This is a genomic window from Curtobacterium sp. Csp1, from assembly GCF_013347185.1.
In genome coordinates, this window is record NZ_CP054594.1 from 108,589 (window position 1) to 125,620 (window position 17,032).

The 17,032-nt window shown below is 72.5% G+C and carries 18 protein-coding genes and 1 pseudogene; 4 read left to right on the plus strand and 15 right to left on the minus strand.

What is annotated here, in order from left to right; translation table 11 throughout:
- Positions 1-4: 4 nt before the first annotated feature.
- The 3 genes and pseudogenes from HUN58_RS00480 to HUN58_RS00490 form a co-directional block, all read right to left on the minus strand.
- Positions 5-1,009, minus strand: a complete 1,005-nt coding sequence (locus tag HUN58_RS00480; RefSeq protein WP_180225325.1) for an SURF1 family protein — start codon at positions 1,007-1,009, stop codon at positions 5-7.
- 98 nt (positions 1,010-1,107) lie between these two features.
- Positions 1,108-1,314 (minus strand): annotated as a pseudogene (locus HUN58_RS00485) (hypothetical protein); the annotation flags it as partial.
- Entirely contained in the window at positions 1,314-1,775 is a 462-nt protein-coding gene (locus tag HUN58_RS00490; protein WP_114849922.1) for a DUF3099 domain-containing protein, read from the minus strand. The gene HUN58_RS00490 and the pseudogene HUN58_RS00485, both read right to left, overlap by 1 nt.
- Before the next feature lie 165 nt (positions 1,776-1,940).
- Here HUN58_RS00490 and fabG point away from each other — a divergent pair, with 165 nt between their 5' ends.
- Positions 1,941-2,654, plus strand: a complete 714-nt coding sequence (gene fabG / locus HUN58_RS00495; protein ID WP_114850118.1) for a 3-oxoacyl-ACP reductase FabG — start codon at positions 1,941-1,943, stop codon at positions 2,652-2,654.
- 18 nt (positions 2,655-2,672) lie between these two features.
- Here the strand turns inward: fabG and serB are convergent, their stop codons facing one another.
- Positions 2,673-3,311: a phosphoserine phosphatase SerB gene (gene serB / locus HUN58_RS00500; RefSeq protein WP_114849921.1), complete on the minus strand. Its 639-nt coding sequence runs from the start codon at positions 3,309-3,311 to the stop codon at positions 2,673-2,675.
- 93 nt (positions 3,312-3,404) lie between these two features.
- Positions 3,405-4,646, minus strand: coding sequence for a glucose-1-phosphate adenylyltransferase (locus tag HUN58_RS00505; protein ID WP_180225324.1), 1,242 nt, complete (start codon positions 4,644-4,646; stop codon positions 3,405-3,407).
- A gap of 47 nt (positions 4,647-4,693) precedes the next feature.
- Here HUN58_RS00505 and glgA point away from each other — a divergent pair, with 47 nt between their 5' ends.
- The 3 genes from glgA to HUN58_RS00520 all read left to right on the plus strand — a co-directional run bounded on the left by glgA (position 4,694) and on the right by HUN58_RS00520 (position 7,055).
- Positions 4,694-5,893, plus strand: a complete 1,200-nt coding sequence (gene glgA / locus HUN58_RS00510) for a glycogen synthase (RefSeq protein WP_180225323.1) — start codon at positions 4,694-4,696, stop codon at positions 5,891-5,893.
- Between the two features lie 10 nt (positions 5,894-5,903).
- Positions 5,904-6,686 carry an ABC transporter ATP-binding protein gene (locus HUN58_RS00515; RefSeq protein WP_058743382.1) on the plus strand — a complete coding sequence of 261 codons (783 nt, stop codon included), beginning with the start codon at positions 5,904-5,906 and terminating at the stop codon, positions 6,684-6,686.
- A gap of 120 nt (positions 6,687-6,806) precedes the next feature.
- Positions 6,807-7,055, plus strand: a complete 249-nt coding sequence (locus HUN58_RS00520) for a type B 50S ribosomal protein L31 (protein WP_058743381.1) — start codon at positions 6,807-6,809, stop codon at positions 7,053-7,055.
- A gap of 301 nt (positions 7,056-7,356) precedes the next feature.
- Here HUN58_RS00520 and HUN58_RS00525 read toward each other — a convergent pair whose 3' ends face one another.
- From HUN58_RS00525 to HUN58_RS00570, 10 genes are read right to left on the minus strand one after another with little or no spacing between them, the layout of a single operon-like run.
- Complete coding sequence (locus HUN58_RS00525; RefSeq protein ID WP_180225322.1) at positions 7,357-8,166, minus strand: HAD family hydrolase; 810 nt, start codon at positions 8,164-8,166, stop codon at positions 7,357-7,359.
- The gene (locus tag HUN58_RS00530) at positions 8,163-10,829 is read right to left on the minus strand and encodes a phosphoribosyltransferase domain-containing protein (protein ID WP_217488568.1); all 2,667 of its coding nucleotides are present in this window, start codon (positions 10,827-10,829) and stop codon (positions 8,163-8,165) included. The genes HUN58_RS00525 and HUN58_RS00530 overlap by 4 nt, the downstream gene beginning before the upstream one ends.
- Positions 10,826-12,007 (minus strand): HpcH/HpaI aldolase/citrate lyase family protein, encoded by a 1,182-nt coding sequence (locus tag HUN58_RS00535; RefSeq protein WP_180225320.1) that lies wholly within the window; start codon positions 12,005-12,007, stop codon positions 10,826-10,828. Before HUN58_RS00535 ends, HUN58_RS00530 begins: the two co-directional genes overlap by 4 nt.
- 3 nt (positions 12,008-12,010) lie before the next feature.
- The gene (locus HUN58_RS00540; RefSeq protein ID WP_114849914.1) at positions 12,011-12,793 is read right to left on the minus strand and encodes a hypothetical protein; all 783 of its coding nucleotides are present in this window, start codon (positions 12,791-12,793) and stop codon (positions 12,011-12,013) included.
- Positions 12,790-13,350 (minus strand): TerD family protein, encoded by a 561-nt coding sequence (locus HUN58_RS00545; RefSeq protein WP_141861627.1) that lies wholly within the window; start codon positions 13,348-13,350, stop codon positions 12,790-12,792. The genes HUN58_RS00540 and HUN58_RS00545 overlap by 4 nt, the downstream gene beginning before the upstream one ends.
- Entirely contained in the window at positions 13,347-13,922 is a 576-nt protein-coding gene (locus HUN58_RS00550) for a hypothetical protein (protein WP_180225319.1), read from the minus strand. Before HUN58_RS00550 ends, HUN58_RS00545 begins: the two co-directional genes overlap by 4 nt.
- Before the next feature lie 18 nt (positions 13,923-13,940).
- The gene (locus tag HUN58_RS00555) at positions 13,941-15,161 is read right to left on the minus strand and encodes a toxic anion resistance protein (RefSeq protein WP_141861623.1); all 1,221 of its coding nucleotides are present in this window, start codon (positions 15,159-15,161) and stop codon (positions 13,941-13,943) included.
- 56 nt (positions 15,162-15,217) lie between these two features.
- Positions 15,218-15,796, minus strand: coding sequence for a TerD family protein (locus HUN58_RS00560; RefSeq protein WP_058740895.1), 579 nt, complete (start codon positions 15,794-15,796; stop codon positions 15,218-15,220).
- A 43-nt stretch (positions 15,797-15,839) separates the two neighbouring features.
- A complete protein-coding gene (locus HUN58_RS00565) occupies positions 15,840-16,421 on the minus strand; it encodes a TerD family protein (RefSeq protein WP_180225318.1) in 582 nt (193 codons plus the stop codon).
- Between the two features lie 20 nt (positions 16,422-16,441).
- Positions 16,442-17,029 carry a TerD family protein gene (locus HUN58_RS00570; RefSeq protein ID WP_180225317.1) on the minus strand — a complete coding sequence of 196 codons (588 nt, stop codon included), beginning with the start codon at positions 17,027-17,029 and terminating at the stop codon, positions 16,442-16,444.
- Positions 17,030-17,032 lie beyond the last annotated feature (3 nt).

Genomic DNA, 17,032 nt, shown 5'->3' on the forward strand with positions numbered 1-17,032 from the left:
GGCGTCAGCGGCCGGCGCCGAGCAGCTGGTCCTCGACCTCGTCGTCGGACTTCGGCTTGGCGTCCTTCCGCCGCTGCCGCTCGAGCGCGCGCTCGCGCTCGTCGGGGTCGTCCTGGTTGAGGTTCCGGTACTCCTGCACCATCACGTAGGCCAGGAACCCGAAGCCACCGGCGGCGAACAGGAACCACTGGATGAAGTAGCTGAGGTGCAGCCCGGTGTCGGCAGAAGGGCGGTCCCAGCCGAGCGGAGCCGCCTGGGTCGGCGCGGGGGACTCGGACGCGAGCTGCCCGTACGCACCGGTCCAGATCGGCACGTCCACCTTGTCGGCGACGTCGGGCAGCGTGACCGACTGCACCTGGTCGGTGTGGGACGGGTCCGACCGGCCGGGGATGCGCGGTTCGCTCTGCTGCAGCCGTGCGGTCACGGTCACCTCGCCGCCCGGGGGAGCGGGGACGTGATCCGGGGCGTCCTGCCGGTTGCCGGTCGGGACCCACCCCCGGTCGACCACGAAGGCGCGTCCGTCGGCGGTGACGAGCGGCGTCAGCACCTCGAACCCGGGCTGCCCGTTGTGCACGCGGTTGCGGACGAGGAGCTGCTCGTCGACGTCGTACCGGCCCGTGACCTGCACCCGGAGCCAGGTGTCGCCGTCGTCCCAGCTGCTCGCCTGCGGGAGCGCTTCGGTCAGGGGGACGGGGGTGTGGTCGTAGTTCGCGGCGATCTGCTCGTTCTGCCGGACCGCCTCGTTCCGCCGGTCCCACTGCCACATGCCGAACAGGGTGCAGACGATCGCGAACGCGACGGCGATCGCGAAGTAGCCGAGCCACCGACGGCTGCGGACGAATCGCCAGCCGACGGTCTGCCCGTCGGCAGCAGTGCTGTCGGCAGCTACGCCGTCGGGGACGGTGTCGGTGTTGTCGGACGAGCCTGCACGGTGTTGTTCTGCCTGACGCTGCAGCTTGGCAGCGTGCTTCCGGCCGTACCGGCTGCTCGGGTCGAACGGGTCGGTCATCGTCCGGTGCCGGTGGAGCGCACCCCGACGTCGTTCTTCGGCGCGTCCTCACGCGTCCGGACGTCCTCGAGCCGCTCGACCTCTTCCTGCATACCCGTCACGCGCACGGGAAAGGACCGCGAACGGAGGTAGTCGGCGAGGAAGTCGCAGTGCTCGTCGCACGCGGCCCAGATCTTGACCCGGTCGGTGGCGTGGATGCGCGGGTTCCGCCAGTTGATGCGCCACTCGGCGGTCTCACTGCAGCCGGCCCGTGAGCACACCGGGGTCGAGCCCGGCTCGGTGAAGAGGTCGAAGGTCGCGCCCATCAGCGCCGGGCCTTCGACCGCGCGGTCCAGACGCGGGAGCGGTCGCCGTTCCGCTGCCATTCTTCCTGGGCGTGCTGCGCCTGTTCGCGCAGGCGCTCCTGCTCGGCGCGGTAGGCCTCGGCCCGGGCGTCCTCCTGTTGCTCGCGGAGGCGGGGGTCGACGGCGTCGTAGAGCTCGATGGCACCGGCGGGCGTCACGATGTCGCTCTCTGCCTGGCTGCCGGCGTTCGCCAGGATCACGGCGACCCAGGGGATGACGGCCGCGGCGACGATCGGGATGACCGCGAGCCACGTGTGCCACGCGGACCAGATGAGGACGGCGCCGACGAAGCACACCACGCGGAACGCCATCTGCCAGACGTACTTGGACAGGCGGTGCGCCCGGTCCAGCTCCGGGGAGTCCGGGAGCGTCGTGATGCTCTGCATCGCGGTGGTACGCGACTTCGTGCGCTGCGACTTCATACGGTGTTCTTCCTCTTCCCGGTGACCAGCCTAAGCCCGCACCACCGACAGTGGGCCAGCCGCGCGGGGGACAACTGCGGGTACCGGCTCCGGTACGCTCGTCCGGGCGTGTCCGGCGGGTCCGACCGACCGGACGCCCGGTACCACCACACGAACGGAGCGACCATGAGCACCCCCCGAACCGTCCTGATCACCGGCGGCAACCGCGGCATCGGCCACGCGCTGGCGGAGCGTTTCGTCGCAGAGGGCCACCGCGTCGCCGTGACCTCCCGGAGCGGCACGGGCGGACCCGAGGGCGCGCTCACCGTCGCCGCGGACATCACGGACTCCGCCTCGGTCGACGCCGCGTTCACGCAGGTCGAGGCCGAGCTCGGCCCGGTCGAGGTCCTCGTCGCGAACGCCGGGATCACGAACGACCAGCTCCTGCTCCGCATGTCGGAGGAGGACTTCACGAGCGTCGTCGACACGAACCTGACGGGTACCTTCCGCGTCGTCAAGCGCGCCACGAAGGGGATGATGAAGGCGAAGTTCGGCCGCATCGTGCTCATGTCGAGCGTCGTCGGTGCGTACGGCCAGGTCGGTCAGGTCAACTACGCATCGTCGAAGGCCGCGCTCGTCGGCATGGCGCGGTCGATCACCCGCGAGCTCGGGTCCCGCGGCATCACGGCGAACGTCGTCGCTCCCGGGTTCATCCAGACGGACATGACGGCCGCGCTCCCCGAGGAGCTGCAGGCCGAGTTCAAGAAGCAGATCCCGGCGGCGCGCTACGGCACCGTCGAGGACGTCGCGGCGGCCACGCTGTTCCTCGCCGGCGACGGCGCCGGGTACGTCTCCGGAGCGGTCATCCCGGTCGACGGCGGTCTCGGGATGGGCCACTAGGCCGTCCCGCGGGCCGGGTCAGCCCCGCAGACCCAGCGTGGCGAGCACGGCGGACAGGTCGCGGTCCACGACCGCCACGTCCGCCCGTGCGCGCACGAGCGGCTTCGCGTCGAACGCCACGCCCAGCGCCGCGACGCCGAGCATGACGAGGTCGTTCGCGCCGTCGCCGACCGCCACGGTCCGCGAGAGGGGCACGTCGTCCTCGGCGGCCCACGCCCGCAGGGTCTCGGCCTTCGCCGCCGCGTCCACGACGTCGCCGGACACCCGGCCGGTCAGGGCGCCGTCGACGACCTCGAGCCGGTTGGCCCGGCAGTGGTCCAGCCCGAGCCGTGCGGCGAACGGGTCGAGGACCTCGTGGAACCCGCCGGACACGACGCCCACGGTCCCGCCGGCGGCGTGCACGCCGCGGACGAGTCCGTCGGCGCCCCGCGTCACGCGGACCGCCTGCTGCGCGCGCGTGCAGACGTCGGCCGGGAGGCCCGCCAGGGTCGCGACCCGCTCCCGGAGGCTCTCGGCGAAGTCGATCTCCCCGCGCATGGCGCGCTCCGTCACCGCCTGCACCTGTGGCCGGGTCCCGGCGTGGTCGGCGAGGAGCTCGATGACCTCGTCCTCGAGGAGGGTGGAATCGGCATCGAGGACGACGAGGAAGCGGGGCACGGACCAACGGTACCGACTGCCGGAGGCGCGGCCGACGTCCGTGACGTCAGCCGCGCCTCCAGGCCGGTGGTGCCACGTCGACGACGTGACCCGCTACGCCTCGACGCGGACGCCCTTGCCGACGACCGTGATCCCGGACTCCGTCACCGTGAAGCCGCGGGCCTCGTCGGTCTCGCGGTCCACGCCGACCTGCGCGCCCGGCGCGATGACGACGTCCTTGTCCAGGATCGCGTGGTTGACGATCGCGCCGGCGCCGATGGACGCACGCTCGAAGACGATCGAGTCGAGGACCTTCGCACCGGAGTCGATCCCGCACCAGGGACCGATGACGCTGCGCTCGACCTGCGCGCCCGAGAGCAGGCAACCGAGCGAGACGATCGAGTCGACCGTGGAGCCGGTGTTGCCGTTGCCGTCGCGGACGAACTTCGCCGGGGGCAGGTTCGTCTGCTGGTTGAAGATCGGCCAGTCCTGGTTGTACAGGTTGAAGACCGGGACGGGCGCGATCAGGTCCATGTGCGCGTCGAAGAACGAGTCGATCGTCCCCACGTCGCGCCAGTAGTACCGGTCGCGTTCGTTCGAACCGGGCACGTCGTTGCGCTGCAGGTCGTAGACACCGGCGTCGCCGCGTGACACGAAGTCCGGGACGATGTCGCCGCCCATGTCGTGCTTGCTCGTCTCGATCTGCCCGTCGCGGAGCACCGCGTCGACGAGGGCGTCGGCGGTGAAGACGTAGTTGCCCATCGACGCCAGGATCTCGCCGGGGGAGTCGGCCAGCCCGACGGCGTCCTTCGGCTTCTCGAGGAACGCGTCGATCTTGGTCGGGTCGTCCTCGTCGACCTGGATCACGCCGAACTGGTCGGCGAGGCCGATCGGCTGGCGGATCGCCGCGACCGTGGCACTGCGGCCGGAATTGATGTGGGCCTCGATCATCTGCGAGAAGTCCATGCGGTAGACGTGGTCGGCACCGACCACGACGACGATGTCCGGGCGCTCGTCGCGGAGCAGGTTGAGCGACTGCAGGATCGCGTCGGCGGACCCGGCGAACCAGCGCTTGCCGAGTCGCTGCTGCGCGGGCACCGAGGCGACGTACGAGCCGAGGAGCCCCTCCATGCGCCAGGTCTCCGCGACGTGGCGGTCGAGGCTGTGCGACTTGTACTGCGTCAGGACGACGATCTTCTGCAACCCGGAGTTGACCAGGTTGGAGAGCGCGAAGTCGATGAGTCGGAAGTTCCCGCCGAACGGGACTGCGGGCTTCGCGCGGTCGGCGGTGAGCGGCATGAGCCGCTTGCCCTCGCCACCGGCGAGGACGATGCCGAATACCTTCTTTGGTGCCATGTGGTTCACAGTAGGCGTCCGGACAGCGAACCCGTTACGTTGAACCAGTGCGAGTCGATCTGCTGACCAGGGAGTATCCGCCGGAGGTCTACGGCGGAGCGGGTGTCCACGTTGCCGAACTCACCGCAGCGCTGCGGTCGGGGACGGACACGGACGTCCGCGTGCGGGCCTTCGGGGCCTTCCGCGACGAGACCGATGTCTGGGCGTACCGCACGCCCGCCGGCCTGGAGCAGGCGAACGGCGCGCTGCAGGCCCTCGGCACGGACGTCGCGATCGCGGCCGACGTCGCCGGTGCGGACCTCGTGCACTCGCACACCTGGTACGCGAACGCCGCCGGACGGATCGCGCAGCTCACCCACGGCATCCCGCACGTGGTCACCGCCCACAGCCTCGAGCCGCTCCGCCCGTGGAAGGCCGAGCAGCTCGGCGGCGGCTACCGGCTCTCGAGCTGGATGGAGCGCGAGGCGTTCGAGAACGCCGACGGCGTGATCGCCGTGTCGAAGGCCATGCGGGCCGACATCCTGCGCTCGTACCCGTCGATCGACCCGGCGACGGTACGGGTCGTCTACAACGGCATCGACATCGAGGAGTGGAAGCCGACCATCGACGAGGACGCCGTCCGCGCGCTCGGCATCGACCCGTCGAAGCGCTCCGTGGTGTTCGTCGGCCGGATCACGCGGCAGAAGGGCCTGCCGTACCTGCTCCGCGCGGTGGCCTCGCTCCCCGAGGACGTCCAGATCGTCCTGTGCGCCGGCGCCCCGGACACCCCCGAGATCATGGCCGAGGTCACCGGGCTCGTCGAGTCGCTCCGCGAGACGCGGCAGGGCGTGGTCTGGATCGACCGGATGCTGTCCCACCGCGAGGTCGTGAACGTGCTGTCGTCCGGCACCGTGTTCGTCTGCCCCTCGATCTACGAGCCGCTCGGCATCGTGAACCTCGAGGCGATGGCGTGCGGCATCCCGGTCGTCGGCACGAAGACCGGCGGCATCCCCGAGGTCGTCGCGGACGGTCTGACCGGGCGCATCGTGCCCATCGACCAGGCGCAGGACGGCACGGGCACCCCGAACGACCCCGACCGCTTCGTCGCCGACCTCGCCGCGACCCTGGACGAGGTGCTCGCCGACGAGGGCCTGGCGAAGCTCATGGGCCGCGCCGGACGCCTCCGCGTGGAGTCCGAGTTCACGTGGGACGCGATCGCCCACCGGACACGGCAGGTCTACGACGAGGTGCTCGCGCAGAACCCGTAGGCTGGAGCACATGCCCTCGGTCGTGCGCTTGTCAGACGTCTCCGTGGTCCGCAACGGGGCCACCATCCTCGACGGGATCTCGTGGGAGGTGCAGGACGACGAACGCTGGGTGGTGCTCGGCGCGAACGGTGCCGGCAAGACCACGCTGCTGCAGGTCGCGGGCGCGCAGACGTTCCCCACGTCGGGGTCCGTCGAGGTGCTCGGGACCGACCTGGGCGGCGCCGACCTCTTCGAGCTCCGTCCGCGCATCGGCTTCGCGTCCACCGCGCTCGCCCGGCGCATCCCGGTGACCGAGAAGGTCGTCGACGTCGTGCTCACCGCGGCGTACTCGGTCACGGGGCGCTGGAACGAGGAGTACGAGGAGCTCGACGTCCGCCGCGCCCAGCGCGTGCTCGAGGAGTGGGGCCTCGGTGCCTTCACCGAGCGCACCTTCGGCGAGCTGAGCGACGGCGAGCAGAAGCGCGTGCAGATCGCCCGTGCCGTCATGACCGACCCCGAGGTCCTGTTCCTGGACGAGCCGGCCGCGTCGCTCGACCTCGGTGCCCGCGAGAGCCTGGTCCGGACGCTCGGCGGCTACGCGCAGAGCAGCGACTCGCCCGCCATCGTCGTCGTCACCCACCACGTCGAGGAGATCCCCGCGGGCTTCACCCACGCCCTGGTGCTCGCGGACGGCCACGTCCAGGCCTCCGGCGCGATCGACGAGGTGCTCACCGACGCCACCCTGACCGAGGCGTTCGGCGTCGCGCTCACCGTGACCGAGGACGCCGGCCGCTGGACGGCACGCGCGGCCTGACCTGCTCCTGTTCCGGCCCGTCTTCTGGTATCGTGGACGGCTGGCGCACGCCGCAGACTTCCCGTGCGGTGCTCACTCGAGTGCCCGTACATTCCCACCATCTCCAACCGAGGAATCTCCATGAAGACCGACATCCACCCCGAGTACAACGCCATCGTCTTCCGCGACCTGGCCTCCGGTGAGACGTTCCTGACGCGTTCGACCGCGACCAGCGACAAGACCATCGAGCTCGACGGTGCGACCTACCCGGTCATCGACGTCGAGATCTCGTCCGCGTCGCACCCGTTCTACACGGGCAAGCAGCGCATCCTCGACTCGGCCGGTCGCGTCGAGAAGTTCAACCAGCGCTTCAAGGGCTTCAGCAAGTAGGTCCCGAACGCCTGACGGGCGGTCCTCCTCCGGGAGGGCCGCCCGTTCTGCGTGTGCGGGCGGGCGCTCGCGGGCGCGCGACGGGAGGGCGAGCGATGGGAGGGCTGGGCACGTTTCGGGCCCAGCGACACGTCACGGGGTCGCGAGCGCGCGAGCTGTCGCTCAGCGCGTGAGGACGGACGGGAGGCGCGGGGCGGGGCGGCACCGTGCCTCCAGGCCGGTGGGTGGCCGCGTGGCGGACGCGGGCGGACAGGCGGCGCGGCCCGGCCGGCGCGCGTCCCGGCTGCGCGGCCCGGCGCGGTCAGGCGCGCGCGACCGCCGCCGCGGCCAGCGCCACGATCTCCTCGCCGGCGCGCACGCCCGCGGCGTGCGTCACGGTGCAGTGCGGCGCGGTCCACCCGACGGCGTGGAGCTCGCCGTGCGCCGGCCGGAGCGCGACGTCCGCCCACGCGAGCATGTCCCGGTCGAGCAGCGAGTCGCCCGCGGCGACGGTGGTCGTGGCGCCGACACGCGCGGCGACCTCGGCGAGGGCACGTTCCTTCCGGATCGCTCGGGGCACCGCGTACAGCTTGCGGCCCTGGAGCGACACGACCCACCCGAGCAGGTCGAGCGCGGCGACGAGGTCCTGCAGCGCGGCGTCGGGAAGCGCCGCGCGGTCGACGACGGCGTAGACGAACAGCTCCTCGGCGCGGTGGTTCCGGAGCAGGGCGCCGGTGGGCAGGAGGCCCAGGAAGCGTTCCTCGGCCTCGGGGAGCGGCGCCGACGAGGACGCGATGTCCGACCGGAGGGACTCCGCCCAGTCGGCGTCCGGCGTGCCGCCGTGCAGGATGACGGCCCCGTTCGTGGTGACCGCCCAGCCGTCCGTGGGCAGGGGCAGGCGGATCCGCCGGTACTGCGCCACGGTCCGGGTCGTCACCGGCACCACGGTCGCGCGCGCGCCGAGGGCGCCGAGGGCGTCCTCGGCGGGACGGGTCATGAAGGACAGGGGCGCGCCCTGGTACACCTCGGCGACGACGAGCGGCGGTGCCTGGTCGTCCGGGCCCTCGAGCAGCAGGGCGGCCGCGGAGTAGACGAGCGTGCGGTCGAGGTCGAACCCGACGACGGCGCTCACGGCGTGGCCGCCGTGACGGGCTGCTCGACGACCCGGCTGCCGAGTGGGTGGATGAGCCCCACGCAGCTGTACGCCAGGTCCGGCCGGGTCACGACGGGCACGCCGCGTTCGCGAGCGAGCGCGACGACGTGCGCGACGTCGACGTCCTCGGGGTCGCGGACGAGCACCTGCCACGGGACGCGGCGGAGGAGCACGCGGGTCGTCTCGCCGACACCGGGTTTGACGAGGTGCAGGTCCTCGATGCCGTACTCGGCGCCGATCGCCTCGACGGTGCGCATGCCCCGCCAGTCCACGGCGCGGTCGGCGGCCGGGGCCGCGGTGGGGGCCTGCGCCGCGTCGGTTGCCAGCGCGGCGATCACCCGGGGGCGGACGGCGTCGAACCGGTCCTCGATCGCGGCCACGAACGCCCGCGAGTGGTCGCGGTCGCCCAGGTGCCGGTACTGCTTCGCACCGTGCAGCGTGCCGAGCGGCGTCACCGACCGGTTGAACACCGTGCGCGAGACCAGGCCGGACACCGTCGAGTTGAGGCACGCCGACGGCACGAGGTAGTCGTCCCGGGTGCCGTGCAACGGCGTGCACCCCGCCGGGTCGGCCAGGACGGCGAGGTCGTCCCGGAACCGGACGCCGTCGGTCTCCGCGAACCGGTCGAGTGCGGCCGTGAGCTCCCGGGTGATCGCGCCCTTGCCGGTCCAGCCGTCGACGAAGACGACCTGGTCGGGGTCGTGGTGGGCGGCGAGCCACCGGAGCGCGGTCTCGTCGATGCCGACGCCGCGGACGATGCTCGCTGTGACGTGGGGGAGCAGCACGCCGTGGTACCGGGCAGCCCAGCGGCGGACGAGGATCCCGATCGGGGTCCCGGCCCGGGCGAGGGACACGAGCACCGGACGCTCCCGGTCGTGCAGGACGAGCTCGGTCACGGTGCCGACCGCCTCGGCCACGCGGTCGGCCGAGCGGTGCAGCGCGTCCTCGTAGAGCCGCTCGTAGGCGGGCGACGGCACGTACTCGACGGGCAGCGACTCGGCGTAGTTGGCGCCCTCGAGCTGGATCGCGCGCTCCCGGTCGGCGGTGTCGGCCTCGAGTGCGACGTCGGCCAGGTCCTGCAGCAGCCACGTGACGTCGTCGGGCTCGTACGACCCGAACGACGGCCCGGTCAGCGGACGCGGCCCGGTGTCGGCGGGGGAGCCGCCGGACCGGTCGAGCGCCGACTCGACGAGGACCACCCGGGGCGTCACCGCGGCCAGGGCGGCGAGGAGGCCGTCGTCGCCGTCGAGCAGCGCGCGGTCCGTCCCCGGCTCGGGCAGCACGACGATCGCGTCGAAGCCGCGGACGTTGTAGGCGTACCGCTCACCCGGACCGTCGACGGTCCGTTCGCGCGACCGGAACCGGATCCCGGACCGCACCGGCCACGCGGGGTCGTCGAGCACGGCGACGGGGGAGCGGGTGGTGGTCGAGGACGTCACGTCCAGCCCGGTGCGCCGGAGCGCGTCCGCCACGACGAGCGGCGTGTGCATGTGCTCCTCGGCGCCGAGCACGAGCACGCGTCCGGGGGCGGCCCCGAGCAGGGGCCGGAGGTCGGCGGCGGTGCCCTCGACGTCGGTGCGCGGCAGGCGGGTGCGGCTCGCGGGGACGCCGGTGCGGTCCGTCGCGGTCGGCGCGGCGCGCAGGGTGGTCACCTCGGCGGCCGGCCGGGAGGCACGGGGTGCGTCCGACGGGTCGTCCCCGGTCCCGACGTGGCTGGTGCCGCCGCTGGTGGTCGCGGCGCCCGCGTCGGCGCTCGTGTCGATCCCTGCGGAGGCTGGCCGGAGGTCGACGGCGTGTGCGGCGATGAGGTCGGCGGCCGCCTGCGGCAGGCCGTCTGGCAGCGAGACCGCGCCCCGCCCGAGCGCGACGACCGTCACGGGCGCGCCGAGCTCGTCACCGAGGGCGTCGGTGGCCGCGACGTCCGCCGGGGTCCGGAGGTCGACCAGGGTCGCCACCACCCAGCGTCGCTGCGGTGCGAGGGCGTGGAGCGCGCGGATGGTGGCTCGGGCGGTCGCGCCCGTGCTCAGCTCGTCGTCCACGAGGACGACCGTGCCGTCGGCGGGGAGCCAGTCCGGGTCCTCCGGCAGCAGTCGGTGGGCGGTCGCGTGTGAGTGGGCCTCGTCGAAGCCCGCCGCGGCGACGGCACCCTCGGGATCGTGCCGGGTCGAGTGGAGGTACTGCGCGCCGAGGGTCTCGGCGACCATCGCGCCGAGTGCGGTGGCGGTCTCCGCGAAGCCGAGCACGAGGACGTCCGGGTGGTCCGGGCGGTGGACGGCGAGGTCGGTGCGGAGCGTGGTCGCGGCGCGGTGTCGGTCGGCGCGGTCCCGTTCCCCGTCCGTGGCCGTCGGCAGCAGGGCCGTGAGGCGACCGATCGTCGCGTCGTCGACGCGGCTTCCGTCGTCGAGGACGTCGGCGACGCGGGCGCCCAGGACCTCGCCGGCGGCGAGTGCCACGGCCGGCACCGTGGGGACGTGCTTGGCGAGGACGGTCGAGACGAGCAGGTGCGCGCGCTTCGGGTTCCGTCGGAGGGCGACGCGCACGAGGTCGCCGAGCGGGACGGTTGCGGTGCTGTCGGGTGCGTCGGTGTTCTTCGGTGCGTCGCTGAGCACGACCCCGAGGTCGGGGGGCGTGGGCAGGGTCACGGCAGGCTCCGTTCCAGCAGGTCGACGAAGGTCACGTCGGGTGCGGCCACCCCGAACGCACGGGCCCGGAGCAGTGTGCGCTCGGCCCACTCGTGGTGGGGCTTCATCTCGTTCATCTTGTTGCCGTAGCGCGATGCCGCCGCACCGCCGGAGGCGTTCGCGAGCACGTCCTCGGCGTCGGAGAACTCTTCGTCGCTGACGACCGACATCGCGTGCACGAGGGGCACGTGCCGGGGGTGGATCACCGTCTTGCCGGTCAGGCCGTTCGCGCGGTCGAGCGTGACCTCGCGCAGCAGCCCGTCGAAGCCCTCGAGCAACAGCTTGCGGCGGAGGGCGAGGTCGCCCGCCTGCTCGAACGGCGTCGAGCGGAGCTGCGTCCGGAAGACCCGGTCCGAGTCGGGGTAGTGCTCCCACACCGGGCCGGCGACCACGAACCCGTCGCCCGAGCGACCGAGGACGTTCACGACCTCGCCGATCACGGACGCCAGCACCTGCACGTCGTACACCGTGAGGTGCGACGGCCGCCGGAGCCCGTAGACGCTCGACAGGTCGGTCGCGCCGATGCGCACCGCGAGGACGTCGCGCCGCCGGTCGACCAGCACGTCGCGGATCGCGGTGAGGGCGTCGGTGCGGGTCTCGCGGTGGATGATCGACGGCGACTCCAGGATGGGCATCACCACGAGCCGGTGGTCGTCCGGGCGCCCGGCGTTGCAGTCGTCCAGAACCCGGAACCAGCGGTCCCCGACGCCGTCCTGCGCCTCGAACTTCGGCAGCACGATGCCGGTCAGGACGTCGAGCGCCTCTGGTCCGACCCGGTCGGCGAAGCGCGCCAGGTGCTCGGCGTCACGGACGCGGACGAACAGCTGCGGGAGCGTGTCGGGGTCCTCCGACCGCGCGAGCTCGCGGAGCGCGGCGTCGACGTTGTCCTCGGCGCGGGGCAGGTCCGCGTCGGCGACCGAATCCTCGAGGCAGAGCACGATGGACGCGGCCCCGAGCTCCCGCTGCCGGCGGACGTCACGGACCAGGTCCGGACGGATCCCCGGTGTGTACAGCGTCGCGCCGAGGGCGACCGCGCGGAGGGTGGTGTCGCTGCTCCGGGTGACGTCCTCGGGCGGCTGCCGGAAGAACGCCCGGTGCCCGTCCGGATCACTCCGTTCGAGCTCGGCGAAGTGGCGCACGGGTCAGGCTCCGATCGACGGTGCGGAGAGGGTGAACCCGAAGGCGGCGAAGACCTCGCCGTCGTGCGGGGCCCGGGGGAACGGTTCGGCGCGGAGTTCGAGCTCCCCGTCGACGACCGACAGCGCGAGGATCGTCGTCGTGTCACCGGTGCCGGGATCGACCGCGAGGGTGGTGCCGTCGTGCAGGGCGACGGTCATCCGCTCGGCGCTCCTCGCGATGAACAGCGCACGGCGCAGACTGCGGACGTGCCGGAGCGCGACGAGGGCGACCCCGTCGTCGAACCCGACGAGCGGCCGGTTGCCCGGGGTCCCGACGGCCCGCCCGGCGGTGGCGCCGTCGACGGTCGCCGCGCCGACGACGTGGTCGGTGCTCTCCCAGACCGTGCTCGTGCAACCCGCGACGACGAGGCTCGCGACGGCAGAACGCCGACGGTCGACGCGGACGACGGGCGTCCCGGCGTCGAGGACCTGCACGTCGCGCGGGTCCGGAGCCGGGAACGGACGGACCCGTCGAGCGCGGGCTGCGAGCCGGGCGGCGACGCGCGCCGAGGGGCCGGTCGACGTCGGGATCGGGGTGGACTGCGGCCGCGGAGAGGACGACGTGACGGAAACGGCGGGGGTGGTCCGCGCCGTGGGGCCGGACAGGGTCAGCCCGATCCCCGGGGCCGGGGTGCCGCCGTTCGTCGGTCCTGCGATCGGTGGCGTCGCCGCAGCGCGCTGCGTGCCGGCCGTGTCCCGCGGCACCGGTCGGACCCGCCGCCGGAGGTACGGGTGCGCCGAGGTCATCGCCGCCGACCGATGCCGTGGTCGTTCCGGAGCCCGGTGAGCCCCGTCGTGTAGCCCTGGCCCACCGCGCGGAACTTCCAGTCCGTCCGGTGCCGGTACAGCTCGCCGAGGATCACGGCGTCGATGGTGTGGTTGCGGTCCGACGGCAGCGCGAAGGAGACCAGTTCGCGGCCGTCCGGCGCGCTGACGCGGATCGACATCGAGCGCACCGAGCCGAGGTCGCCGGGGGAGCGGCGGTCCGGGTCGAGGTACACCGCGAAGACGATCTTGTCGACGACGTCCGGCACCGACACGAGGTCGACGTCGATCTCCTCGTCGTCGGACTCGTCGAGGTACGCGACGGAGGCGTCGGCGCTCTCGAGCTGGTTGAAGAAGACGAGGTCCTCGTCGGAGAGCACGAGTCCGTCCGCGCCGCACACCAGGGCGACGGGCACGAGCTCGGCCGACGGACCACGGCTGACGATCTGGTCCCACGCGATGCCGACGACGACCGCCGTCAGGCCGGGGTTCTCGGCCGTCAGCGCAGCGTTCGCCCCGGGGACGAGCCGCCCGCTCACGAGTCCGCTCCGCGGAGTCGCAACCCCGGATCGCCGTCACCGAGACGCTCCCGCAGGAACCGGCCGTGGGTGGAGAGCTCGGCGATCGCGCCGCTCCGGATCTGTTCGTGCATGTCCTCCACCGTCTCCGCGACGACGTCGAGCTGGTCGGCGAGTGTCCGGGTGGCGTCGCTGTCGTCGCGCCGGTCCGCCGCGGGCAGCGAGCGGTACGTGCGGACGGGTGTGGGCAGGTAGTCGTCGACGACGGCCTGGAACAGGTAGCGCTGCTCCGTCGAGGCGCCGCGGGCGACGGTCGTGTCGGCGGCCTCGCGCAGGAGGTCCTCGACGTGGCGGATCCGCGAGGCGATCACCGTCGGCAGGTCGGCTCCCGCGGCACGGACGAACGCGCGCAGGTCGTCGAGCCCGGCGGCGACGGCACGGTCGTCCGCCGAGCCGCCGGCACCGCGGACGTCGATCCGGGCCGCGGCGGCCGCAGCCGCTTCGTCGGGCGTCGGCGTCCGGCGCCCATCGTCGTGCCGGTGGTCGGCACGGTCGTCGTCCCGGCCGAAGAGCGCCCGGAAGCGGTCACGCACGGCGCGGGGCCGCGGAGGTCATCGGGCGACCGACCGGGGGTCGTCGTCGCTCTGCCGCGCACGCTCCAGGTAGGGCTTCGCCCGCTGGATGCCCGCCTCGAGCGCGCTCACGGTCGACGACATGTTCTTCGCCGCCTCGGAGCGGAACGAGTCGATGGCGTCCATCGTCTGGAACACGTTGTCGAACGCGCGCTGCAGGGTCTCCACGCTGACGCCGGAGTTCGTCGCCTGCTGGTGGATCCGCGTGGTCTGGTCGCGGAGCATCTCGCTCGTCTGCAGGATCATCGCGTTCGTGGTGTTGTTCACGGCGTCGATCTGGTCGAGCACCATGCGCTGGTTCGCGAGCGCCTGGGCGACGACGACCGCGGTGCGGAGGGCCGCGACGGTCGTGGTGCGCGCTCGCTCGACACCCTTGATGAGCTCGGTGTTGTTCTTGCGGACGAGGTCCATGGCGAGGTACCCCTGCACCGAGACCGCGAGCTGCGTGAGGATGTCCTGGTGCCGCTGGCGCACCGGGAACAGGACGTCGGACTCGAGCTTCTGCGCCTCGTCCACGCGGCCGGCGTTCCGCAGCGACTCGACCTTCGTGACGGCCGCCTGGTCGAGCGCCTTCGCGAAGACGGCGTACTCGCTCAGCTGCTGCATGGTCTCCCACAGCTGGACCTTCTCGTCGGCGAGCGTCGCGTTGTCCTTGCGGAGCTCGTCCTGGCCGGCCATGAGCGACTTGATGATGCGGTCGAGCTGCGTCTGCGCGGACTCGTAGCGCTGGAAGTACTTCGCGAGCTTGTTGCCGCCCGGGATCATCCCGAGGATCTTCCGGCCGGTGCTGAGGTCGGCCTGGTTCGGGGTCAGGTCCTCGACGGTCGAGCGGAGATCGCCGAGGGTCGTCGCGACCTTCACCTGCGCACTGTCGCCCGTCCGGCGGGCCCCCGCGACCGAGGACTGCGACCGCTCGAGCATCCGCGACGAGAACCCGCCGGACCGGGCGATCTCGCTGCCCGCGATCTGGTTGATGCCGTCGACCTTCTCGCCGAAGGCCGGGGAGCGCGGGTCGAGCGCGGCGACCTCGTCGACGAACTCGCGCGCCTGCGCCGCGATCTGCGCCTGCCGCTCGGCGTCGACCGGGACCATGCCGGGGGCGTCGTCTGGCGTGATCGTCTCCGCCGCGTCGGCCGGCCGCAGGACGAGGGCGTCCTCGGACGAGTCAGCGGGCTCCGGCGGTGCGAGGGGTCCGGGCATCGGTGTCTCCTGGGTCGTTCGAAGGGGTCGCGGGGTCGCGGGTCGAGGGGAGCGGCTCAGCCGAGCTGGACGCCGAAGTCGGTGGCGATGCCGGCGAGGCCGGTCGTGTAGCCCTGGCCGACGGCGCGGAACTTCCACTCGGCACCGTTGCGGTACAGCTCGGAGAAGATCATCGCCGTCTCGGGCGCCGCGTCCTCGGACAGGTCGTAGCGGACGATCTCGTTGCCGTCCTGGTCGAGCACGCGGGAGTACGCACTCCGGACCTGGCCGAAGTTCTGCCGCCGGGCCTCGCCCTGGTCGATCGACACCGCGATGACCACGCGGACGACGTCGGCGGGGAGCGCCTGCAGGTCGACGGTGATCTGCTCGTCGTCTCCGTCGCCCTGACCGGTGCGGTTGTCGCCCTGGTGCGCCACGGCACCGTCGACGCTGCGCGGCTGGTTGTAGAAGATGAAGTCGGCGTCCGAGCGGACCTTGCCCGACTCACCGAGCAGCAGCGCCGACGCGTCGAGGTCGAACTGCTCGCCCGAGGTCGTGCGCGGGTCCCAGCCGAGGCCGACCGTCGCGACGGTCAGCCCGGGGCTCGTCTTCGTGAGGGAGAGGTTGTTGCCCTTGGCGAGGGAGAGTCCAGCCATGATCGGGTCCTTCCAGGTGGTGCGGTCGGTGCGGGTGCGGAGGTCAGTCGAGGACGACGCCGAAGTCGGTGGCGACGCCCCGGAGTCCGGTGGCGTAGCCCTGGCCGACGGCGCGGAACTTCCACTCACCGTTGTACCGGTAGATCTCCGCGAAGATCATGCCGGTCTCCGACGCGGCGTCCTCGGTGAGGTCGAAGCGCACGACCTCGTTGCCGGTCTCGTCGTTCACGACCCGGCAGAAGGCGCCGCGGACCTGCCCGAAGTTCTGCCGACGGGCGTCCGCCTGGTCGATCGTCACGACGATGACGACCCGCTCGATGTCGGCGGCGACGGCGTCGAGGTCGACGAGGATCTGCTCGTCGTCGCCCTCGCCCTCGCCGGTGCGGTTGTCGCCCTGGTGGACGACCGAGCCGTCGTTCGACTGCAGCTGGTTGTAGAAGATGAAGTCGTCGTTCGAGCGCACCCGGCCGTTCGCGCCGACGAGCAGCGCGGAGGCGTCGAGGTCGAACTGCTCACCGGCGGTCGTGCGCGGGTCCCAGCCGAGACCGATCATCGCGCGCCGGAGACCCGGGTCGGTCTTGGTGAGCGAGAGGTTGTTGCCCTTGGACAGTGAGAGGGTCGCCACGGAGGTCTCCTGTTCCCTGATCAGAGGGCCGCGGCCGCGGGGGCGACCAGGTCCTGGACGGTGCGGCCGTTCGCCCGCTCGCCGATCGCGCTGAACGACCAGCCAGCCGAGCCGCGGGCCACCTTCGCCATCACCATGGCGGTGTGCGGACCGGACTCGGTGAGCTCGTAGCGCACGACCTCGGGTGCACCGGCGGTGGAGTCGTCGACGACCCGGCACAACGCGTTCTTGACGCTGTCGAAGGTCTGGCGGCTGTAGCTGCTGATCACGAACACGATCTGCGCGACGGCGGGGTGCACGGCGCTCAGGTCGATGCGGATCGTCTCGTCGTCGCCCTCACCGGCGCCGGTGAGGTTGTCGCCGGTGTGCTGGGCGGAGCCGTCCTTGCTGCGGAGCTGGTTGAACCAGACGTAGTCGATCGGCGTGCCCTGGGCGTCGAAGAAGATCGCCGAGGCGTCGAGGTCGACCTCGGCCTCCTTGCGGCCGCCGAACAGCCCGCGCTTCGCGGCGACGGCGTCCCACCCGAGGCCGAGGCGCACGCGCGTCAGTGCGCTGCCGTCCTGTTTCGTGAGGGAGAGCGACTGGCCCTTCTGGAGGCTGAGTCCCATGGT